Annotated in this window: 18 protein-coding genes; 12 read left to right on the forward strand and 6 right to left on the reverse strand. The window is 42.0% G+C overall.

The window, feature by feature from the left end; all coding sequences use genetic code 11:
- Positions 1–45: 45 nt before the first annotated feature.
- Positions 46–1719, reverse strand: coding sequence for a nucleoside kinase (locus DW182_RS05365; protein ID WP_007662003.1), 1674 nt, complete (start codon positions 1717–1719; stop codon positions 46–48).
- Positions 1720–1800: 81 nt separating this feature from the next.
- Between DW182_RS05365 and DW182_RS05370 the strand changes: the two genes are divergently transcribed.
- On the forward strand, positions 1801–3498 hold the full coding sequence (locus DW182_RS05370; protein ID WP_118294890.1) for a Na/Pi cotransporter family protein: 1698 nt from the start codon (positions 1801–1803) through the stop codon (positions 3496–3498).
- Here the strand turns inward: DW182_RS05370 and rd are convergent.
- A complete protein-coding gene (gene rd / locus DW182_RS05375; RefSeq protein WP_021967231.1) occupies positions 3495–3656 on the reverse strand; it encodes a rubredoxin in 162 nt (53 codons plus the stop codon). The genes DW182_RS05370 and rd overlap by 4 nt on opposite strands.
- Positions 3657–3768: 112 nt before the next feature.
- Between rd and DW182_RS05380 the strand changes: the two genes are divergently transcribed.
- The 9 genes from DW182_RS05380 to DW182_RS05420 all read left to right on the forward strand — a co-directional run bounded on the left by DW182_RS05380 (position 3769) and on the right by DW182_RS05420 (position 13404).
- Positions 3769–5064 carry an ATP-binding protein gene (locus DW182_RS05380; protein WP_118294891.1) on the forward strand — a complete coding sequence of 432 codons (1296 nt, stop codon included), beginning with the start codon at positions 3769–3771 and terminating at the stop codon, positions 5062–5064.
- A 74-nt stretch (positions 5065–5138) separates the two neighbouring features.
- Complete coding sequence (locus DW182_RS05385) at positions 5139–7823, forward strand: calcium-translocating P-type ATPase, PMCA-type (protein ID WP_118294892.1); 2685 nt, start codon at positions 5139–5141, stop codon at positions 7821–7823.
- 1 nt (position 7824) lies between these two features.
- Positions 7825–8442 (forward strand): HAD family phosphatase, encoded by a 618-nt coding sequence (locus tag DW182_RS05390; protein WP_118294893.1) that lies wholly within the window; start codon positions 7825–7827, stop codon positions 8440–8442.
- Between the two features lie 25 nt (positions 8443–8467).
- On the forward strand, positions 8468–9385 hold the full coding sequence (locus DW182_RS05395) for a bifunctional riboflavin kinase/FAD synthetase (protein WP_118294894.1): 918 nt from the start codon (positions 8468–8470) through the stop codon (positions 9383–9385).
- Positions 9386–9699: 314 nt separating this feature from the next.
- Positions 9700–10479 carry a type II CAAX endopeptidase family protein gene (locus DW182_RS05400; RefSeq protein ID WP_118294895.1) on the forward strand — a complete coding sequence of 260 codons (780 nt, stop codon included), beginning with the start codon at positions 9700–9702 and terminating at the stop codon, positions 10477–10479.
- A complete protein-coding gene (locus DW182_RS05405) occupies positions 10476–11132 on the forward strand; it encodes a DUF2975 domain-containing protein (protein WP_118294896.1) in 657 nt (218 codons plus the stop codon). Before DW182_RS05400 ends, DW182_RS05405 begins: the two co-directional genes overlap by 4 nt.
- 26 nt (positions 11133–11158) lie before the next feature.
- Positions 11159–11368, forward strand: coding sequence for a helix-turn-helix transcriptional regulator (locus DW182_RS05410; RefSeq protein ID WP_007662013.1), 210 nt, complete (start codon positions 11159–11161; stop codon positions 11366–11368).
- A gap of 503 nt (positions 11369–11871) precedes the next feature.
- Positions 11872–12156 (forward strand): hypothetical protein, encoded by a 285-nt coding sequence (locus DW182_RS05415; RefSeq protein WP_147400111.1) that lies wholly within the window; start codon positions 11872–11874, stop codon positions 12154–12156.
- An 81-nt stretch (positions 12157–12237) separates the two neighbouring features.
- Positions 12238–13404 (forward strand): 6-bladed beta-propeller, encoded by a 1167-nt coding sequence (locus DW182_RS05420; RefSeq protein ID WP_118294898.1) that lies wholly within the window; start codon positions 12238–12240, stop codon positions 13402–13404.
- Positions 13405–13478: 74 nt separating this feature from the next.
- Here the strand turns inward: DW182_RS05420 and DW182_RS05425 are convergent, their stop codons facing one another.
- From DW182_RS05425 to DW182_RS05435, 3 genes are read right to left on the reverse strand one after another with little or no spacing between them, the layout of a single operon-like run.
- The gene (locus DW182_RS05425) at positions 13479–13907 is read right to left on the reverse strand and encodes a SufE family protein (protein ID WP_118294899.1); all 429 of its coding nucleotides are present in this window, start codon (positions 13905–13907) and stop codon (positions 13479–13481) included.
- Positions 13908–13937: 30 nt separating this feature from the next.
- The gene (locus DW182_RS05430) at positions 13938–14933 is read right to left on the reverse strand and encodes a M28 family peptidase (RefSeq protein ID WP_118294900.1); all 996 of its coding nucleotides are present in this window, start codon (positions 14931–14933) and stop codon (positions 13938–13940) included.
- On the reverse strand, positions 14930–15892 hold the full coding sequence (locus DW182_RS05435) for an LD-carboxypeptidase (RefSeq protein WP_118294901.1): 963 nt from the start codon (positions 15890–15892) through the stop codon (positions 14930–14932). The genes DW182_RS05430 and DW182_RS05435 overlap by 4 nt, the downstream gene beginning before the upstream one ends.
- A gap of 244 nt (positions 15893–16136) precedes the next feature.
- Here DW182_RS05435 and DW182_RS05440 point away from each other — a divergent pair, with 244 nt between their 5' ends.
- Together DW182_RS05440 and buk are read left to right on the forward strand one after the other, a co-directional pair.
- Positions 16137–17051 carry a phosphate acyltransferase gene (locus tag DW182_RS05440; protein WP_007662020.1) on the forward strand — a complete coding sequence of 305 codons (915 nt, stop codon included), beginning with the start codon at positions 16137–16139 and terminating at the stop codon, positions 17049–17051.
- A gap of 62 nt (positions 17052–17113) precedes the next feature.
- A complete protein-coding gene (buk, locus tag DW182_RS05445; protein ID WP_115502110.1) occupies positions 17114–18196 on the forward strand; it encodes a butyrate kinase in 1083 nt (360 codons plus the stop codon).
- Positions 18197–18515: 319 nt separating this feature from the next.
- Here the strand turns inward: buk and DW182_RS05450 are convergent, their stop codons facing one another.
- Entirely contained in the window at positions 18516–20141 is a 1626-nt protein-coding gene (locus DW182_RS05450) for a SusD/RagB family nutrient-binding outer membrane lipoprotein (protein WP_118294902.1), read from the reverse strand.
- Positions 20142–20145 lie beyond the last annotated feature (4 nt).

The raw sequence follows: 20145 nt of genomic DNA on the forward strand, positions 1-20145 counted from the left end.
GCATAACTATTTATATGAATTTGCAAGCAAAAGTAAAATAATCTTTTAGTATTTGAAACTACTTCCGCCTAAAAATTCACGTAATAATGAGGTAAACGGTATTTCTTTGTCTTGTATGGGTGTAAAATATTTGATGAACTTCAACAAACGGTACGCTTCGGCATACTCAGGGCAGTTGCGAGGCACACTGGTCAATATGGGTTCGGCATGGCAGCGCAGTACGGCAAATTCAAACAACAGTGCGGAGTTGAACATCACATCAGCATTTTCCTGATAAGGGAATATCCATTTGTCTTCTCCGGCTCGTACACTGGGCCAGCGGGAAATGGTTTCCCGTGCCGAGTAGCCGCGGTAGTTGAAGTCTCGGATAATACGGCGCAACAAACGGTTGTCCGTAGTGGGAATCCAGTTATGGTCGTCCAGGGAAATAGTAGTCAGGGCGGACACATAGATTTTGTATTTATTCTCTGCCGGTATTTGCGGGGTGAGTTCAGGATTCAGTGCATGAATACCTTCCAGAATAAGGATGGTATGCTCGTCTATCCGTAACTTGTCACCTTTATATTCACGCTGCCCGGTGGTGAAGTTGAAACTCGGCAAGTCTATTTCTTCACCTCTTAACAGAGCTTTCAGGTCTTCCTCAAACTTTTTGAGATCGAGTGCGTAAAGTGATTCGTAATCATAATCGCCATTCGCATCTCTTGGGGTATCTTCCCGGTTCACAAAGTAATTATCCAAGGCTATAGGATATGGGCGAAGTCCGTTCGTCATAAGCTGTACGGAAAGACGTTTGCTGAAAGTGGTCTTACCCGAAGAAGAGGGACCGGAGATAAGTACCAGTTTCACACGATTGCCATTTTCACCACGGTGATAAATATCATCGGCAATTTGGGCTATCTTTTTTTCTTGCAGTGCTTCGGCTACGTTGATCAGGTCGGTGGCATGCCCCTGTTCACAGGCAAGATTGAAGTCTCCTACATTGCCCAATCCCATGATGTAGTTCCAACGGAGATGTTCTTTGAAGACATCGAGCATTTTTTCTTGCTTGACAACTTCTTCCAAAACATTGGGATTTGCTTTGTTGGGTATGCGCAGTAACAAGCCATCGTAGTATTTTACGATATCGAACAGCCAGATAAAACCGGTACTGGGTAACAGGTTACCATAATAATAGTCGATGGTGTCGCCTAACGAATAATAATAGGTATAGATAGAACCTGAGGTTTCCAGTAGTTTCACTTTGTCCGTCATTCCCCGTTCATTGAAGATGCGTACTGCTTCGGTGGTATGACATTCTGTGCGGCGGTATGTGATATTTTCATCTATGATTTCCTGCATACGCTTTTTAATGGCGGATACATCTTCCAGGGTAATTGGGCGTCCGATGCGGAGATTGCAAAAATATCCTTTGGAGACAGGGTGTTCCACAAAAAGTTTGCCATCGGGAAACAGTTCGCTGACAGCTTTATAAAGTACGAAACAAAGGCTGCGTACGTATGTCCGCAAGCCGGATGAGTCGCGTATATCGAGGAATTCTACATCTTTATTATTATATACCCGGAAATTCAATCCTTCGGACCGGTTATTAACTTTCGCACTGACAACCTGATAGGGAAAATTAAGATTAAAACCGTAATAAATATCCAAAAGTGAACTCCCGATGGGGAATTCTTTAGAAATATTATTATTTTTGCAACAAATTTGTAACATGTGTTTCATGACGTCTCCTTTTTAGGTGATTAATACGTTAAATATAGATATAATAACAGATGTGGCATAAAACCTTCTAATTAATTAAAGATGGAATATTCTTTTTATGATTTTTTAAAGCTGCTTGGCTCACTGGCATTATTCTTGTACGGAATGAAGATAATGAGTGAAGGACTTCAAAAGTTTGCCGGCGACAGGCTCCGGAAAATTCTAACGGCAATGACTACCAACCGGGTAACCGGGGTGCTGACGGGTGTGCTGATCACAGCACTGATTCAATCTTCTTCTGCAACTACCGTTATGGTGGTGAGTTTTGTAAACGCCGGACTACTCACTTTATCCCAATCCATTGGTGTAATAATGGGAGCTAATATCGGTACTACCGTTACAGCATGGATTATCTCGGCATTAGGCTTCAAAGTTGATATAGCCGCTTTCGCACTTCCTCTACTTGCCTTTGGCATCCCTCTTCTCTTCTCTCAAAAAAGTCATCGTAAGTCTATCGGTGAATTTATTTTCGGTTTCTCTTTCCTTTTTATGGGACTTTCTATGTTACAATCCAATGCACCGGATTTGAAAGCAAATCCGGAAATGCTGGCTTTTGTACAGAGTTATACCGATATGGGATATATTTCTATTCTGTTGTTTGTGTTTATTGGTACTATTTTGACTATGGTTGTGCAGGCATCGGCAGCGACGATGGCTATTACGCTTATCATGTGTGCCAATGGATGGATAAGCTTTGAATTGGGGGCGGCATTAGTATTGGGCGAGAATATCGGTACTACTATTACTGCCAATCTTGCTGCTTTAACCGGTAATACGCAGGCGAGGAGGGCTGCATTGGCTCACCTGGTATTCAATGTCTTCGGTGTGATCTGGGTACTCTGTCTCTTTACACCGTTCACGAGTGGTGTATCGTGGTTTGTGGAAAACGTGATGGGAACGAAAGATCCTGCTGTAGCCGTTTCATTTAAGTTATCAGCATTTCACACTTGCTTCAACATCTGCAATGTATTGTTGTTGATCTGGTTTGTGAAATTGATAGAACGTACGGTTTGCGCCATTATTCCGCAGAAAGAAGCCGACGAGGAATATCGTCTTCGCTTTATTTCCGGTGGTATGCTTTCTACAGCGGAGCTTTCCATATTGCAGGCGCGTAAAGAAATTCATCTGTTTGCAGAGCGTACTCATCGTATGTTCAATATGGTACAGGACCTGTTGCATACGGATAAGGATGATGATTATAATAAGCTGTTCAGCCGTATCGAGAAATATGAGAATATCAGCGATAATATGGAATTGGAGATAGCCAATTATTTGAACCAAGTGTCCGACGGACGTTTGAGTTCAGAAAGTAAGCTGCAGATTCGTGCCATGCTTCGTGAGGTCACGGAAATTGAAAGTATTGGTGATAGTTGCTATAATCTTGCTCGTACTATCAATCGTAAACGTCAGACCAATCAGGACTTCACAGAAAAGCAATATGATCATATTCACTTTATGATGAAACTGACGGATGATGCGTTGGCACAAATGATTGTCGTTGTGGAACGCTCCGACCACCAAAGTATTGACGTGAATAAGTCATTCAATATTGAGAATGAAATTAATAACTATCGCAATCAGCTGAAGAATCAGAATATTCTGGATGTAAATAATAAAGAATATGATTATCAGATGGGCGTTTACTATATGGATATTATCGCAGAGTGCGAAAAGCTGGGCGATTATGTGGTAAATGTAGTAGAAGCAAGTAGTGATGTAAAAGAAAAGAAAGCGTCTTAAGACGCTTTCTCAAATTCTTCTTTTCCGACTCCACATAGCGGGCAAACCCAATCTTCAGGAAGGTCTTCAAACGATGTTCCCGGCTCAATGCCGTTTTCCGGATCGCCCATTTCGGGATCGTAAACGTAGTCACAAACTGTGCAAATGTACTTGTCCATAAAACTATTTTTTAGGTTTTCTTTATAAATAACAATAAATACCGCTCTTTTGTTTCCGGTTTTGATTTGAAAGAGATATATTTGTTTCGTTTTTATTGTAAATGAACTCTTTATGACGATACTAATTCTGATCGGTATGGCGGTACTTGTGGGAGTATTGCTATTGTATGTGTTTGAACTCGGTAGAAGTAGACGTCTGCTGCTTAAAGCAGGAAACGCCAGAAAAGCATTGCGCAGCTCAGAAGAACTGTTTCGTTCCATTATGCAAAATGTTCATGCTTTTATTCTTTTGATAAACAGGGATTTTGTTGTTACCCGGACAAACTATTATGATATCACCAAAGCCCGTAAGCCGGAAGGTAGATTACCCCGTGTAGGAGATTTGCTGCGTTGTAATAACGCATTGTCCGCCGAAGGAGGATGCGGAACGCATGAACTTTGCGGCAGTTGCCCTATCCGGAGAAAGATAGAAGAGACTTATCGTGCAAAAAGTAGTTTTACAGACTTGGAGGCTACACTCGATATACGGGATAGGCGAGGAGAGGTATCTGAATGTGATACGTATGTTTCCGGCGAATATATGGAGATAGATGATAAGGAAGGCATGGTAATTACTGTACATGATATTACACGCTTGAAGAAAGCAGAAGTGGAATTGCATAAAGCCCGTGAAAAAGCGGAGAATGCAGATCGTTCCAAATCTGCTTTTCTTGCTAATATGAGCCATGAGATACGTACGCCACTGAATGCTATCGTCGGCTTTTCCGAATTGCTGGCTTCTGCCGGTACGGAAGAGGAAAAAACACAGTTTCTGGAAATAGTGCATTCTAATAATGAGTTATTGCAGCAATTGATTGCTGATATTCTTGACCTTTCAAAAATAGAAGCAGGTACATTGGAGTTTACGTTCTCTGAGGTGGACGTCAAGCAACTGATGCTTGATATAGAACAATTGTTCCGTATGAGACTGGAAGATAAAGCTGCTGTTATCCAGATTATCAGAGAAACTCCTGCGGATGAATGTATTATGTATACAGACAGAAACCGTTTGCAACAGGTCGTTTCCAATTTCATGACCAATGCTGTGAAGTTTACAGATGAGGGTAGCATTACTTTTGGCTATAACCGTTGTGCTGAAGGTCTTTATTTCTATGTGAAAGATACCGGTAGCGGTATTCCGGAAGACAAGGTTAATCATATTTTTGAACGCTTTGTTCGGGTGGAACAGAATAAAAAAGGTACTGGTCTGGGATTGGCTATTTGTGAAATGATTATCCGTAAACTGGGGGGGAAGATTGGTGTGGAATCTGAATATGGTAAGGGATCTACATTCTGGTTTATACTTCCGATCAATGGTCGTCAGATTAAGGAACAGGGCACAGAGATTGATGGTAAGACTAACCTATAAAAAGATTTAATAACATTCGGTATCCCAAATTAATATTGTACTTTTGTGGCTCTTAATTAAAGCTAACAATTTGCATGACTGCAATGAAGGATGATTTTTATCATGGCGGACTTACTGACGACGAAGTAAGAAAAAGCCGCGAGAAGTACGGAGTCAATCTGTTAACGCCTCCCAAGCGTCCCTCCCTATGGAAGTTATATCTTGAAAAGTTTGAAGACCCTGTTGTCAGGGTGCTTTTAGTTGCTGCACTATTTTCTTTGATCATCTCAATCGTAGAGAATGAATATGCCGAAACAATCGGTATTATTGCCGCCATATTGCTGGCTACCGGAATCGGCTTCTTCTTTGAATATGATGCTAATAAAAAATTTGATTTGCTGAATGCGGTCAATGAGGAAACTTTGGTGAAAGTTATCCGTAATGGTCGCGTGCAGGAGATTCCCCGGAAAGATGTGGTAGTAGGAGATATTATCGTTCTGGAAACAGGAGAAGAAATTCCTGCTGACGGTGAACTGCTGGAAGCTATTTCTTTGCAAATCAATGAATCTAATCTGACTGGTGAACCTGTAGTTAGTAAGACGACTGTAGAAGCTGATTTTGATGAAGAAGCTACATATGCTTCCAATCGTGTATTGCGTGGTACTACGGTTGTAGATGGTCATGGGACAATGCGGGTGCTCAGTGTGGGGGATGATACGGAAATCGGAAAGGTAGCCCGACAGAGTACGGAACAGAGTACGGAGCCTACTCCGCTGAACATACAGCTTACCAAACTTGCCAATCTGATTGGTAAGATTGGTTTCTCGGTAGCCGGATTGGCATTTGCCATTTTCTTTATTAAAGATGTAATACTGGTATATCCTTTCTCTACTTTCCATACTTTTGCAGACTGGCTTCCGGCATTGAAAGCTACCTTGCAATACTTTATGATGGCAGTAACCCTGATTGTGGTTGCAGTGCCCGAAGGGTTGCCGATGAGTGTGACATTGAGTCTGGCATTGAATATGCGCCGTATGCTTTCTACCAACAATCTGGTTCGGAAAATGCATGCTTGCGAGACGATGGGTGCCATCACTGTGATTTGTACGGATAAGACAGGTACATTGACTCAAAATCTGATGCAAGTTTATGAACCGAGTTTCTATGGTTTGAAAAATGGCGGGGAAGTTGGCGGCGATGATATCAGTAAATTGGTAGTAGAGGGAATCAGTACCAATTCCACAGCTTTTCTGGAAGAAATGGCGGAAGGTGAGAAGCCTAAAGGTGTAGGAAATCCTACGGAAGTGGCTTTGCTTTTATGGTTGAATAGTCAGAACCGTGATTATTTGGAGTTGCGTGAGAATGCTCCGGTTGTTGACCAGTTGACTTTCTCTACCGAACGTAAATTCATGGCGACTTTGGTGAAGTCTCCTTTGATGGGTAAGAAGGTATTGTACGTGAAAGGTGCTCCTGAAATTGTTTTAGGCAAATGTAAAGATGTTATTCTGGATGGCAAACGGGTCGATGCGGTAGAGTATCGCTCTACGGTAGAAAAACAATTGCTGGGTTATCAGAACATGGCGATGCGTACCCTTGGTTTTGCTTTCAAGATCGTAGAAGATACGGATACAAGAGATTGTGTGGAATTGGTTGCCGATCATGATTTGTCATTCCTGGGTGTGGTTGCTATCAGTGATCCTATTCGTCAGGATGTGCCTGCGGCGGTATCGAAATGCCAGTCGGCCGGTATCGATATCAAGATTGTAACGGGAGATACACCGGGTACGGCTACGGAAATAGCACGTCAGATTGGTTTGTGGAAGCCGGAAGATACGGAACGTAACCGGATAACAGGAGCTGCCTTTGCAGAACTGACAGATGAAGAAGCACTGGACCGTGTGATGGATTTGAAAATTATGTCGCGTGCGCGGCCTACGGATAAGCAACGCCTGGTGCAGTTGTTGCAGCAAAAAGGTGCGGTGGTAGCGGTAACAGGAGACGGTACAAATGATGCCCCTGCGCTGAATCATGCACAGGTAGGTCTTTCTATGGGTACGGGAACATCAGTGGCCAAGGAAGCCAGTGATATAACCCTGCTTGACGATTCCTTTAATAGTATCGGCACAGCCGTGATGTGGGGCCGTTCGCTGTACAAGAATATCCAGCGCTTCATTGTTTTTCAGTTGACTATTAATTTTGTGGCTTTGCTTATCGTTTTGCTTGGCTCCTTGATAGGTACGGAATTACCGCTTACTGTAACTCAAATGTTATGGGTAAATCTTATTATGGATACTTTTGCCGCTTTGGCTCTGGCTTCTATTCCGCCCAGTGAGAGTGTCATGCAAGAGAAGCCTCGCAGTAGCAATGACTTTATTATTTCGAAAGCCATGCGCTCCTATATTTTAGGTGTAGGTGGTGCTTTCCTGATTATACTCATGGGAATGTTGTACTGGTTTAATCATGCCGAGGGCGGTATGACACCGGAACGCCTGACCATATTCTTCACATTCTTCGTGATGCTGCAATTCTGGAACCTTTTCAATGCGCGTGTGTTTGGTACTACAGACTCCGCTTTCAAAGGGATTTCCAAATCGTATGGTATGGAACTGATAGTACTTGCTATCTTAGTCGGACAGTTCCTTATTGTACAGTTCGGTGGTGCCGTATTCCGTACTGTGCCACTTGATTTAGTCACCTGGGTGATTATTATTGCTTCTACTTCACTGGTATTATGGGTAGGTGAAGCGATACGTTTCATCCGACGTTTAACTCAGAAGTAAAATGAAAGAAAAAGGAATTAAAAACCTTATTATTGATTTTGGCGGTGTGTTGATCGACCTGGACCGTCAGCGTTGTGTTGAGAATTTTGCAAGGTTAGGTATGCCCAATGTAGAGGCTATGCTTGATGTTTGTCATCAGCAAGGTTTCTTCTTGCAGCATGAAAAAGGACTGATTACCAGTGCGGAGTTCCGGAATGCGATCCGTGAACAGATAGGGAAGGTAGTGACCGATGCCCGTATAGATGCCGCCTGGAATAGTTTTCTGGGAGGTATTCCTACCTATAAGTTGGATTTGTTGCTGAAACTTCGTGAGAAATATGTGGTTTATCTGTTGAGTAATACCAATGAAATTCACTGGAAGTGGTCGTGTAAGCATGCTTTCCACTACAAGGCTTTCCGGGTAGAAGATTATTTTGAGAAGATTTTCCTTTCTTATGAAATGAAGATGGTAAAGCCGGACGTTGCTATTTTTGAGAGACTGTTGGAAGAGACAGGTATAGATCCCAAAGAAACTTTCTTTATAGATGATTCTTCCGAGAATTGTCGTGTGGCGGAAACATTGGGTATTTCTACCTATACGCCGAAAGCATGTGAAGACTGGAGCCATTTATTCAATTGACAATTGATAATTAAAAATTAAAGTAGTGCAGTTGCTTCGTAACATACCGGAAGTGCTTCCTCAGCCTTGTGTTGCTACCATAGGCTTTTTTGACGGAGTGCATCGAGGACATCGCTACCTGATTGAACAGGTGCGCGAAGTAGCTGCTGCGCATGGCTTTGCTTCGGGAGTGGTGACTTTTCCTGTACATCCGCGCAAGGTTGTACAGCCGGAGTATCACCCTGAGCTACTGACCACTTGTGAAGAAAAAGTTTCCTTGCTCGCCGAAACCGGCTTGGATTATTGCATGATGCTTGATTTTACTCCTGAAGTTGCTATTCTTTCAGCGAAGGAGTTTATGCTGTTCCTTTATGATCATTATAATATACGTGCCCTTGTTATAGGATACGATCACCGTTTTGGGCATAATCGTAGTGAAGGCTTTGATGACTATGTACGCTATGGGCAGGAGTTGGGCATAGAAGTTATTCTTGCACGTGCATATATAGATAAGGATGTTGCAGTCAGTTCTTCTGTTATCCGGCAATTGCTGTCGGAAGGTAACGTCTCGGAAGCTGCTGCTTGTCTGGGATATGATTATTTCTTGAATGGCATGGTAGTAAGTGGTTATCGTGTTGGTCGTAAAATAGGTTTTCCTACTGCAAATCTCCGGGTGGATGATCCGGATAAGTTAGTTCCTTCCGATGGGGTATATGCAGTGCGCGTTACCGTAGCAGGCCAGATTTATGGCGGTATGCTCAGTATTGGCTACCGTCCCACAATGGCTAACGGCACTGACCGTAGCATTGAAGTGAATATATTTAATTTCCATTCAGATATTTACGAGCAATATATCTGCCTTTCTTTTGTCCGCTATCTCCGTCCTGAGTTGAAATTTGACTCCATAGATGAACTGATTGCCCAGCTTCATAAAGATAAAGAAATGGCTTCCCGTTATCTTTAATTTTCCCTTTCTCTTTTATATTTTCTTGCGTGATTATCGAAAAACGTATTTTTTTTATTGTTTTTCGATAAATATTTTCTGTTTTACTTGTTAGTCTCAAAAAATACCTCTTTATTTGCATATCGAAAAACGATAAATTATTATTGAATAACAAAACATATAAAGGTTGACGATTATGAAAAAGGCATTTATGAGTATCTCTTTATTAGTGATTTCCCTCTCCATGTTGATGGCTGTTCTTTGTGGCATAGGAGCTACAGTTTGATGGTTTAGTAGAGAAAATATATCTTTGTAGACTCTAAAAGACGACAACGATGAAAACGGCAATAAAACTGGCTCTTATTTATTTGGCGATGCAAATTCTCGGGGCATTGGCAGTGGGACCATTTACTATGATCTATGCGTACGTAAAATACGGCACTATAGACAGGGCAGACGAATTTGCTTTGGCTCCTACTTTGTTGGCAGGATTTGTTTTTATGCTGATTTATTTGTGGCAAAAAGGTTATCTGACGAAAGATAAGCAATTGTATTCACCTGTGTCTGTGAGCTATTTATTCTGGAGTGTCATAATGGGGCTTTCCATGATTTACTTGATTGACTTTCTAATGTCCCATCTCACATTTTTACCTAACTGGCTGAGTGATACTTTTGGCTTATTGCAATCCGGTTGGCTGGGTATTCTTTGTGTAGCTATATTGGGACCTATTTTGGAGGAGCTATTGTTTCGCGGAGCGATCACTAAAGTTCTTTTGAAAAAGTATCATCCGGTGACGGCTATTTTGATATCCGGCTTGATATTCGGTATCTTTCATATGAATCCGGCACAGGTTGTAGGAGCTACGCTGATCGGTTTTATTCTTGCATGGATCTATTATAAGACACATAGTCTGATACCTTGTATCCTGATTCACATTATGAACAACAGTCTTTCTGTCTATCTTGCTCTCAAATTTCCGGATGTGGAATATAGCAGTGAATTAATAGGAGAAAAAGCTTATCTGATAGGTCTTGTAATTGCTTTCCTCTTGTTTATATTGTCCTGGCGAATAATGAATTCCTATAAATTATCTAATACAACTGTTGAAGTATGAAAAGAAGATTGAATATTCTTTGCGTGATCGTATTACTTGTGCTGGGTTATTCGGTTTTAGAGACTACTTATTATGTCGGTTTGGGAATTAAAACCGGGATCGAGAAAGGTATTGACTCCAAGATTGATGCAAAGGCAAAAGAAGAGATTAGTAATGTGCAAGTCGTGCAGCTGGTACCAAAAGATTTGGGCGGAGATATCTTGATAGACTCTGTTTACAATGAGAAATCCGGTAAATATGTGCCTGCTGCTTACGGGCAAATGATTGTCAGTGTGAATACACAACCAAGTGTGTTGTCCAGAATTATTTCTCTCCTGATTCTTATTGTAAACTATGTTGCCATTGTCTGGGCTGTAGTACTTTTTATCCGTCTTATTGTGTCGATTAATAAATCCGATATATTCAATTGGAAGAATGTCCGCCGGCTCAGGCGTTTAGGGGTGCTGCTTATTATTGGTTTTGTATGTACCTTCCTTCTTGCGTTCCTGAGTTTTCATAACGTGGAAAAGGTCTTTTCAGTGACAGGGTATTCATTGAGTATGGCGGATATGGTGCATATTACTTCACTGGTATTGGGGATTTCGGCCCTGATTGTGGCAGAGGTGTTCGCTATTGGACTGAAGATGAAAGAAGAACAGGATCTGACCATTTAATTCTAACCTTGATAAAAGTGCTTTATATGATTATAGTAAACCTTGATATAATGATGGCTCGCCGAAAGATATCTTTAGGAGAGCTGGCCGAAAAGGTGGATATTACACCTGCTAATTTATCTATTCTGAAAACGGGAAAAGCGAAAGCTATCCGTTTCTCTACACTGGAGGCTATTTGTAAAATACTGGATTGCCAGCCGGGAGATATTCTGGAATATCAGGAGGGAGATGAATAAAATAGCATTTTAGGACTGATATAGGTTTTGTTAAGTAATCATTAAAAAATAACTTGGTACATAATCTTTCTCAGGAGGAGCTAGAGGAATTAAAGCCAATACTAAAGTTCTGTCCATAATTTGCTCTTATATAAGAAAAAATAGTTACACATAATACATCCGTCCCACCCTTTACTAAAAGGGCTTCGGATTTTTACTAAATTCACGACTGAAAATTAGTAAAAATCTACCGGAAAATTAGTAAAAAACAGTCACCCCGTCCAGAAAGGCTTCTGACGGCACTTTTAGTTATGCTTAAAAAATGATTTATTATTTATGTATGGCTAGTGTCAGTTTATACTATTTTGTGGGTGTATTTGTCCACCATAATTATGGTGATAAACTTGTATTTGATTGATATATAAAAGATTGTGTTATAGGTATAAAAGAGAATTTGTCCATCTTGATAATGATAATTTATTGAGGAGAGATACCTACATTTGTAATTTATAAATAGTAAATGGATGAGAATAAAGAAGAATACTATTTTAGTTACATTATTGTTTGTTCTTTCAATAGGGCTGATCGTAATGATTAGAAATAACTATCAAATTAATAGTGAGTTAAAGGAGTGCAATCTGAAACTGTTGGAGAAAAATATTGCATTGGGTTCTGCTGTTTGGGCAATAACTCAATGTCATAAATACACTAATGAAAGAATTAAAGATTTAGATCTGATAGTTGGTTACAGCCAGAAACGAAACGCTGTACACTTCAGTTGGGAGGTGGCTGGTTTACAAGTAGTGTAGAAAGGGTTTGTGTGTTTTGTGCGGTTCCTTATTCCTGCACTCCTGTACAATGTGGAGGACGATTCTAGTTTATAATCCATTATGAAACATATCTATTGTATTATAATACTCCTTCTTTTCTTTTATTCCTGCCAAAGCAAGAGTAAAAAAGAATATGGATTGTCTCAAATAGAGAATATTGCTACAGAGAATCTACAAGCTATAACGGTGGAAGTCGAAGATTTTGATTTTGAGAAATTAGGAAATTTTCTTGAGACCACTTCTTATATTCAACTGGCTGCTGAACCGTTACTTACCTCCATACAGGAAGTGCAAATTAAAAACGAGAAAATTTACGTGCATGATAGACTTTCCAGAATAATCTGTTATGATATGCAAGGCAATGTTATTTATATAATAGATGCTAAAGGAGCCGGACCTGGTGAATATATGAATGTCAATGCTTTTGTTGTCAATGAGCAAAATAGAGAATTAGTCATATTTGATAATTTCAGGCAATCTCTTCTATATTATAATGCAGATAATGGAGCATATATCAAAATGCAAAAGCTTGAGAAACCTGATCCTACAGCAATGGCTTCATTGAGAGGAGTTTATTATTATGATAATAGATATCATAATAATTATGCGAATGATACGACTCTTTATTATTCCTTATTGATATCGAAAGATGGTACTCGCATGGGGCAACGTTATTTTCCGCATAATGAAGCAGAGTCTTCTTATCATTTTACTCCGGGGCAACCATTTAGTTATAATGATTCAGTATTGTATTATTGCAAAGCCTTTGATTCGGTGGTCTATGAATTAAGTCCGGAGGGCTTGAAAGCTCTGTATGAGATAGAATTGCCTAATCCTTTGCCCTTTTCTAAAATAGAGGATAAAGCGGATGAGTGGAACTTAATGAAATCGGAGTATTCTATAGGATTAGAGAAAATATGCAGGTGTAATGATCTTCTTTATTTTCAATTTTCTAAAGATGGCTTCTTACAGTTAGGGCTCTATGATTTAGTTCAGAAAAAACAAATCTATTGTGGTAAAAGGTTAACGGATAAAGCTGGTAAGTCAGTCCCTGTTTTTCGCTTAATTGATGGGGTATATAAGGGTAAATTTTGGGGGATTATCACTCCTGAAGCTGTTGATTATGCTCTATCAGAAGAACCGAATAAGAACTATCCTGATATATTTCGTAATTATAATCCTGATACAGACAATCCGATTATCGCATTTTATAAGGTGATCAAATGATTAGTTTGACTATTAACGAAATTGCCCGAATAACCAGTATATTCGGGCAATTTTATTTAGTTTTTCAAAACATTCTATATGCTGCTATTTTTCGCCTTGAAAGCCAGCGCATACATCCGCATCTGCTTCACCATAGACAGCAAACCATTGCTACGGGTAGGCGAAAGATGTTCTTTCAATCCTATCTTATCGATGAAATAAAGATCGGCATTTAGAATTTCGTCCGGCGTGTGCCCGGAAAGGACTTTCATCAGCAACGAAATGATACCTTTTACAATTAAAGCGTCGCTTTCAGCTTTGAAGATAATTTTTCCATCCTCTTCGTCAGCTTGCAGCCATACACGGCTTTGGCAACCCTCAATCAGGTTCTGTTCCGTTTTATATTTTTCGTCGAGCGGTTCCTGCTCGTTTCCTAAGTCTATGAGGAGTTGATAACGGTCCATCCAATCGTCAAAGTCGCTGAATTCCGCAATTACTTCGTCTTGTGCTTCGTTGATACTCATATTTCTTGATTTATGTTTTTTATTTATGAATTATTTCTCGCTGTAAATAACTTGCATTACCGTCTGTCCCACTGCTTGCAATGTAGCTTTATCAATAGCATCCATATCATCTTTCACAGTATGCCAATGCTCAAAGAAATCACCTTCCGGATAATAAGGAACGATATCAATGGTTGGAATTTTGGCGTACTTGTTGATGAACGTATGGTCATCGGTCACGAAACCGCCTTTTTTCTGTACAAAATGGCGCCCGAAACCTAAAGCATTGGCTGTTTTCCAGACTTTCTCATTGACATTGGGAGCTACTTCATGAGATAAACCTTCATAACGGAATTCTGCATTCTTGCCCCCCACCATGTCCAGCAGTATACCGAAGCGTGCATTATATCCTTGCACATGCGGATTACGTGCCCAATACTGTGAACCGAGTCCCCAGTATTCCTCTTTATGCGGGCCGTTGTAAGCCTGGTGTGTTCCATAATCTTCGGCATCTACAAAAACAATATCGATACCCATTTCCGGCAATTGTTTCTGCAAATGACGTGCTATTTCCAATAATACGCCTACACCGCTGGCACCGTCATTAGCGCCTAAAATGGGTGTGTAATGCTTTTTAGCGTCCGGGTCAGCGTCTGCCCACGGACGGCTGTCCCAATGCGAAAAAAGGACGATACGCTTTTTCGTATCCGGTTTGTAGGAACCGATAATATTGCGGGCTTTTAGTAATGTACCGGTATAGGCAGGTAAGTCTACATATTGGTTAGTAACCTTTGCACCGAATTCGGTCAGTTTATCAGCCAGATAATTACCACAATCCACATGCGCTTTCGTATTAGGAACGCGTGGACCGAAGTCAACCTGTGCTTTCACATACTGGTAAGCACTGTCTGCATTGAACTGTGGAACATTGACGACGTTTTTAGCAGTTGCTTCAGTGTCGTCGCTTGCCTTCTTGGTATTGTTGCTGCATGCTATGAATGCAAGCAACACCAGGCATAAAGGGATGAGAGTATAATTCCGTTTCATTCTTTATCTAAATTAAAACTTAGTTTCACTTCTTTTTTTCCGGTCTCCAACGTAACTTCTGCTCCGTTTATCATGGGTAGGTTCATACTGACATGCCCTACCGGGAAATTAAAGCAGACGGGGTAATCGTACTCTTTTACAAGATCGGCAATGGCACCGTACAAATCCTTACCGAGCGACTTATTTTCTTCATATTCCGTAAACTGGCCTATGATGAGTCCAGAGAGTTTTTCTAATATACCGCCCAATTTCAGGTTGTAGATCATACGTTCTACCGCATGCGGACGTTCGCCTACATCTTCTATAAAAAGAATGGTTCCTTTGGCAGGAATATCGTAAGGTGTGCCGCGCAATCCATAAAATACGGACAAGTTACCACCTCGTAAAATGCCGTTGGCAGTTCCTTTGTGATTTAGTTTATGTCCCGGACAAATATAGTTGAAACCATTCTCCGAGGTTTCTATAGATTCTGCTGTTTCCGGATTAAAATGTCCGAACAGAATATCCTTGAGTGCCAGTGTACAGAAATCATCTTCGGATTCTACCGTCAGATGGCGTGCCATCAGCGCATGGAGCGATGCAAAGCCTTCTTTCTGCAGTACATTGTGCAATGCAGTGATATCACTAAAACCAATCAGCCATTTGGGATGTTTACGGAAACGGGTAAAATCGAGTTTCCCTAATAAGTGCACTGCACCATATCCACCACGGCTACAGAGAATAATTTTGGCTTTTTCATCATCCAGGGCATCCTGCAAGTCCTCCACGCGTTGCTTGATGCTACCCCCATACGTTCCGTGTGAGCTACCGGCATGTTTAGCCATTACTACTTCCAGTCCCCAGGACTTCAAACGTTTTTGGGCTCCTTTCAAAAAAGACTTGTCTATCTTGCTGGAAGGAGAAAGGATGATGACGCGATCACCTTTTTGTACGTATGGTGGAAAAATAAGGCTGCTCATAATTCAATATTTTGCGTATGGGGACAAAAGTACATAAAATAACTCAAAACGAAATTTAGTTTACACTACAGATTACACAGATTAACACAGATTTATTCTAATAGTGGGAAAAAGTGATAATCTGTGTAAATCTATGTAGTCTGTGATGAAAACTATCAAAATGAAATTGAGATTATGAAATTTCCAAGGGCGTTATGCTGTATTTCTCGACATTTTTTCAGATATTTGCTAAAAATCTAACGTTATGGAACCTATTCGAAGCTTTGATCAATTAACCTCACACTTGAAATCCTTAAACAAGAGGAAACGTATTGCCGTAGTTTGTGCCAATGATCCCAATACGGAATATGCCATTGCCCGTTCTCTGGAAGAAGGAATTGCGGAATTCCTGATGATCGGTGACTCTGCTATTCTTGAAAAATACCCTACATTGAAGCAATATCCCCAGTACGTCAAGACGGTGCATATAGAAGATCCCGATGAGGCGGCGCGTGAGGCTGTCCGCATTGTACGCGAGGGTGGGGCTGATATCCTGATGAAAGGGATTATCAATACCGATAACCTCTTGCGTGCTATTCTCGACAAAGAAAAGGGTTTGTTGCCTAAAGGTAAAATCCTCACCCACCTGGCTGTGATGCAGATTCCTACGTATGATAAGTTGCTTTTCTTTTCGGATGCCGCCGTAATTCCACGGCCTACTTTGCAGCAGCGCATAGAGATGATCTGGTATGCCATACATACCTGCCGCCATTTCGGTATCGAACAACCTCGTATCTCTCTTATCCACTGCACGGAAAAGGTGAGTGCTAAGTTTCCTCATTCGTTAGATTACGTCAACATCGTGGAATTGGCAGAGGCCGGAGAATTCGGAGATGTGATAATCGACGGTCCGCTGGATGTGAAGACTTCCTGTGAGAAAACAAGTGGTGACATTAAAGGCATTGCATCTCCCATTAATGGAGAAGCGGACGTGCTGATATTCCCTAATATAGAGTCGGGAAACGCCTTTTATAAGGCTGTTTCCCTGTTTGCTCATGCCGATATGGCGGGCTTGTTGCAAGGCCCTGTTTGTCCGGTGGTACTGCCTTCGCGCAGCGATTCCGGCCTGTCTAAGTATTATAGCATTGCTATGGCATGCCTCACTTGTGCCTGTGACTAAGGTGGCAGGATGATAAAGCGGTCAATCCCAATCGTAAATTGTAAATCGTCAAATTGTAAATTATGAAAATCCTCGCTATCAATCCCGGTTCTACTTCAACGAAGATTGCGGTATATGAAGACACAACTCCGCTTCTGGTGCGTAACATCCGCCATTCGGTAGGAGAACTTTCCCATTTTCCTCGTGTCATCGACCAGTTTGAGTTCCGCAAGAATCTGGTGATAGAAGCCCTGAAGGAGAATGGTATTCCTTTTGAATTTGATGCCATCGTAGGGCGTGGAGGATTGTTGAAACCCATTCCGGGTGGAGTATATGAAGTGAATGATGCCATGCTGGACGACATTGCCCATGCCATGCGCAGTCATGCCTGTAACTTGGGGTGTCTCATTGCTGCCGAACTGGCTGCATTGCTTCCCGGTTGCCGTGCTTTCATTGCTGATCCCGGTGTAGTGGATGAATTGGATGAGATAGCCCGCATCACAGGTTCGCCCCTGATGCCGCGCATCACCATCTGGCATGCGCTGAATCAGCGAGCCATTGCCCGCCGCTATGCTGCCGAACTTACAACCGCTTCTCCCAACCATCCGGTCCGCTACGAAGACCTGAATCTTATAATCTGCCATTTGGGTGGCGGCATATCCGTTGGCGCTCATAATCACGGTCGCTGCATCGACGTGAACAATGCGCTTGATGGTGAAGGCCCTTTCTCCCCCGAGCGGGCGGGGACGTTGCCTGCCGGCCCATTGATTGATCTTTGTTACTCCCATCGTTTCAGGAAGGATGAATTGAAGAAGCGTATTTCCGGTCATGCCGGTCTGGCGGCACATCTGGGCACTACGGATATACCTGCTATTATCAAGTCCATAGAAGGTGGAGATACGAAAGCGGAACTGGTGCTGAATGCTATGATTTATCAGGTTGCCAAAAGTGTGGGTGCCGCCGCTGTTGTGCTTTACGGTAAAGTAGATGCCATCTTGCTGACGGGCGGCATAGCCCATTCAGAGTATGTCATTTCCCGTTTGAAGGAACGGGTTTCTTTCCTTGCTCCGGTGCATGTCTATCCCGGGGAAGATGAACTGGAGGCACTTGCTGTGAATGTTTTGGGAGCATTGCGCGGGGAGTTGCCGATACAGGTTTATAAGTGATAATTAAAGATACGAACCCAACGATTGTTTTCATTCCATGAAGATTCTGCTTACCCCAAATGGTAACTCCATTTACACGCCGAGGTAAAGGCCGTTACATACCGAGGTAAAGAGCGTTACAATAGGTGGTAAAGGTCGTTACATCCTGCGGTAAATGCTTTTACATCTTGCGGTAAATGATCGGTAAATGTAATGCGCTGATAGAAAAGGAGTAAAGCCCCCCAAATGACTTTACTCCTTCCAATCTTTTTCCCTCGTAACTAATACGGAGAAAACACCACTAATCAAAATTCTATACCTTGGTTTTCTTTTATTAGGATTAGAAATTGTTCTTTCCGGTATCCCACCAAAGACGGGTACCACCAGTATCCAGACCGCCTAACTTGCTAACCAATGCATCATATAACGGCTTGTTGTTCGTGATATAGTCTTGGTTGAAGAATACACGACGAATCATATCATCTGTACTAATGGCGTTACTACTGTTATTTACTACTACTTTGAAGAGTTTCGGATAGCCGGTGCGGCGTTGTTCTGCCCAAGCTTCGCAACCTTCGGGATAGATAGCCAGCCACTTTTGGGTGATGATTCTTTCCAGTTTCGTTTCATTATCAGCTGCATTATCCCATTTCGGGGTGATGCTGGTAGTTGCTTTGGCATCAAAGTTCTTATCGAATGTATCTACATAATCAGCCGGAGTATTTTCACTTTCCAGATATTCGCTTACGCCACTGGCGTCCCATTGTGCAAAGGAGGTGGTGACACCTTGCTTGTAGCAACTTTCCACGTCTTCGGAGGTAAAGCCTCTCAAGGCAGCTTCTGCGCGAAGGAACCATATCTCGGCAGCAGCCATTACTATAATCTTGCTGCTGGTGGTAATGGTGGTTCGTGAGTGGGTAGAGTAACGGTTGTCGCCTACACCTGTTCCCTGGCGCACACCTTTAAACTTGCCTTCGATGCTGGTCAGTTGTTTCACACCGGCCACGGTCTGCGTAATGTTGCCATCATTGTCTCTACCATCTTGCGCGGCATTAAAGTAAGACTTCAAACGCGGGTCGTTATATCCTTTCAGGAAAGACTCCAGGCTGGCGTTCATAAATACTTCGCCCCAACCGGAAACACCACCCAGCGGGTTGCGGATTCCATATTGGCCTACTGTTTCGTTAGATGTTTCCAATACACCGCCATTCTGTGCGTCTAATGCGGCCTGAGCTTGTTCTTTGGCTAAAGTGGGGTCCACATTGGATACACGCATTGCCAGGCGCAAGCGGAGAGAGTTGGCAAACTTCAGCCATTGTGCAGGCGTGCGTTTGCCTTCCGGCATCATGAAGTCGGCGCTTTCAAAAGATACGCCGCCTTTATAATCTTTCAGAATATTGATGGCTGTTGCCAGGTCTTCGAAGAAACGCTTGTAAACTTCCTGCTGGGACTGGGGAGTTTGTGCGGCAGTGCCGAAACCGTCATAAAGAATAGGACCATAATAGTCGCTTACACGATGCAGGAGGGTTACTTTCAGCACTTTGGTAAGAGCATGATACAAGGGCCAGTCTTCGGCTGTGTTCAACTCTTCGGAATCAGCGATGGAAGGCATGACGTTGCCGTAGGAATAGGTCCACATGGCGCTTGTCCAACCATTGTTCAGTTTGTAAGTAGAGTTGTTCTGGTTGAAATCGCCCTTCATGTCGTGGAAAAATCCGCCATACATATCGGCTACCAGGTTCTGTATCACTTGATATTGCCAGTCGGTTCCTTCTACACCCGTCTGGTATATGATACCTTTTTGGATGGTAGAGAAAGGCACCAGGTTGGTCTGGTTGTCATATTTCTGTAAATCGTCTGTATAAGCTCCTTTTGTATCGTTGAATTCTGCAAAATTATCGGTGCAGGATGAAAGACTTAAAAGTCCACCCAAGAGTAGTACGGCTGTATATTTTATCTTATTCATATCG

It is taken from the genome of Bacteroides sp. AM16-24 (assembly GCF_003471885.1).
In the GTDB taxonomy this organism is placed as follows: Bacteria; Bacteroidota; Bacteroidia; order Bacteroidales; family Bacteroidaceae; genus Bacteroides.

Bases quoted from the DNA above. Each gene is read 5' to 3' on its own strand.
- DW182_RS05430 (WP_118294900.1), bottom strand. From the start codon at position 14,933: ATGAAACGGAATTATACTCTCATCCCTTTATGCCTGGTGTTGCTTGCA.
- DW182_RS05410 (WP_007662013.1), top strand. From the start codon at position 11,159: ATGATTATAGTAAACCTTGATATAATGATGGCTCGCCGAAAGATATCT.
- DW182_RS05370 (WP_118294890.1), top strand. From the start codon at position 1,801: ATGGAATATTCTTTTTATGATTTTTTAAAGCTGCTTGGCTCACTGGCA.
- DW182_RS05415 (WP_147400111.1), top strand. From the start codon at position 11,872: ATGAGAATAAAGAAGAATACTATTTTAGTTACATTATTGTTTGTTCTT.
- DW182_RS05405 (WP_118294896.1), top strand. From the start codon at position 10,476: ATGAAAAGAAGATTGAATATTCTTTGCGTGATCGTATTACTTGTGCTG.
- DW182_RS05435 (WP_118294901.1), bottom strand. From the start codon at position 15,892: ATGAGCAGCCTTATTTTTCCACCATACGTACAAAAAGGTGATCGCGTC.
- rd (WP_021967231.1), bottom strand. From the start codon at position 3,656: ATGGACAAGTACATTTGCACAGTTTGTGACTACGTTTACGATCCCGAA.
- DW182_RS05380 (WP_118294891.1), top strand. From the start codon at position 3,769: ATGACGATACTAATTCTGATCGGTATGGCGGTACTTGTGGGAGTATTG.
- DW182_RS05440 (WP_007662020.1), top strand. From the start codon at position 16,137: ATGGAACCTATTCGAAGCTTTGATCAATTAACCTCACACTTGAAATCC.
- DW182_RS05425 (WP_118294899.1), bottom strand. From the start codon at position 13,907: ATGAGTATCAACGAAGCACAAGACGAAGTAATTGCGGAATTCAGCGAC.
- buk (WP_115502110.1), top strand. From the start codon at position 17,114: ATGAAAATCCTCGCTATCAATCCCGGTTCTACTTCAACGAAGATTGCG.
- DW182_RS05385 (WP_118294892.1), top strand. From the start codon at position 5,139: ATGACTGCAATGAAGGATGATTTTTATCATGGCGGACTTACTGACGAC.
- DW182_RS05365 (WP_007662003.1), bottom strand. From the start codon at position 1,719: ATGAAACACATGTTACAAATTTGTTGCAAAAATAATAATATTTCTAAA.
- DW182_RS05420 (WP_118294898.1), top strand. From the start codon at position 12,238: ATGAAACATATCTATTGTATTATAATACTCCTTCTTTTCTTTTATTCC.
- DW182_RS05400 (WP_118294895.1), top strand. From the start codon at position 9,700: ATGAAAACGGCAATAAAACTGGCTCTTATTTATTTGGCGATGCAAATT.
- DW182_RS05390 (WP_118294893.1), top strand. From the start codon at position 7,825: ATGAAAGAAAAAGGAATTAAAAACCTTATTATTGATTTTGGCGGTGTG.
- DW182_RS05450 (WP_118294902.1), bottom strand. From the start codon at position 20,141: ATGAATAAGATAAAATATACAGCCGTACTACTCTTGGGTGGACTTTTA.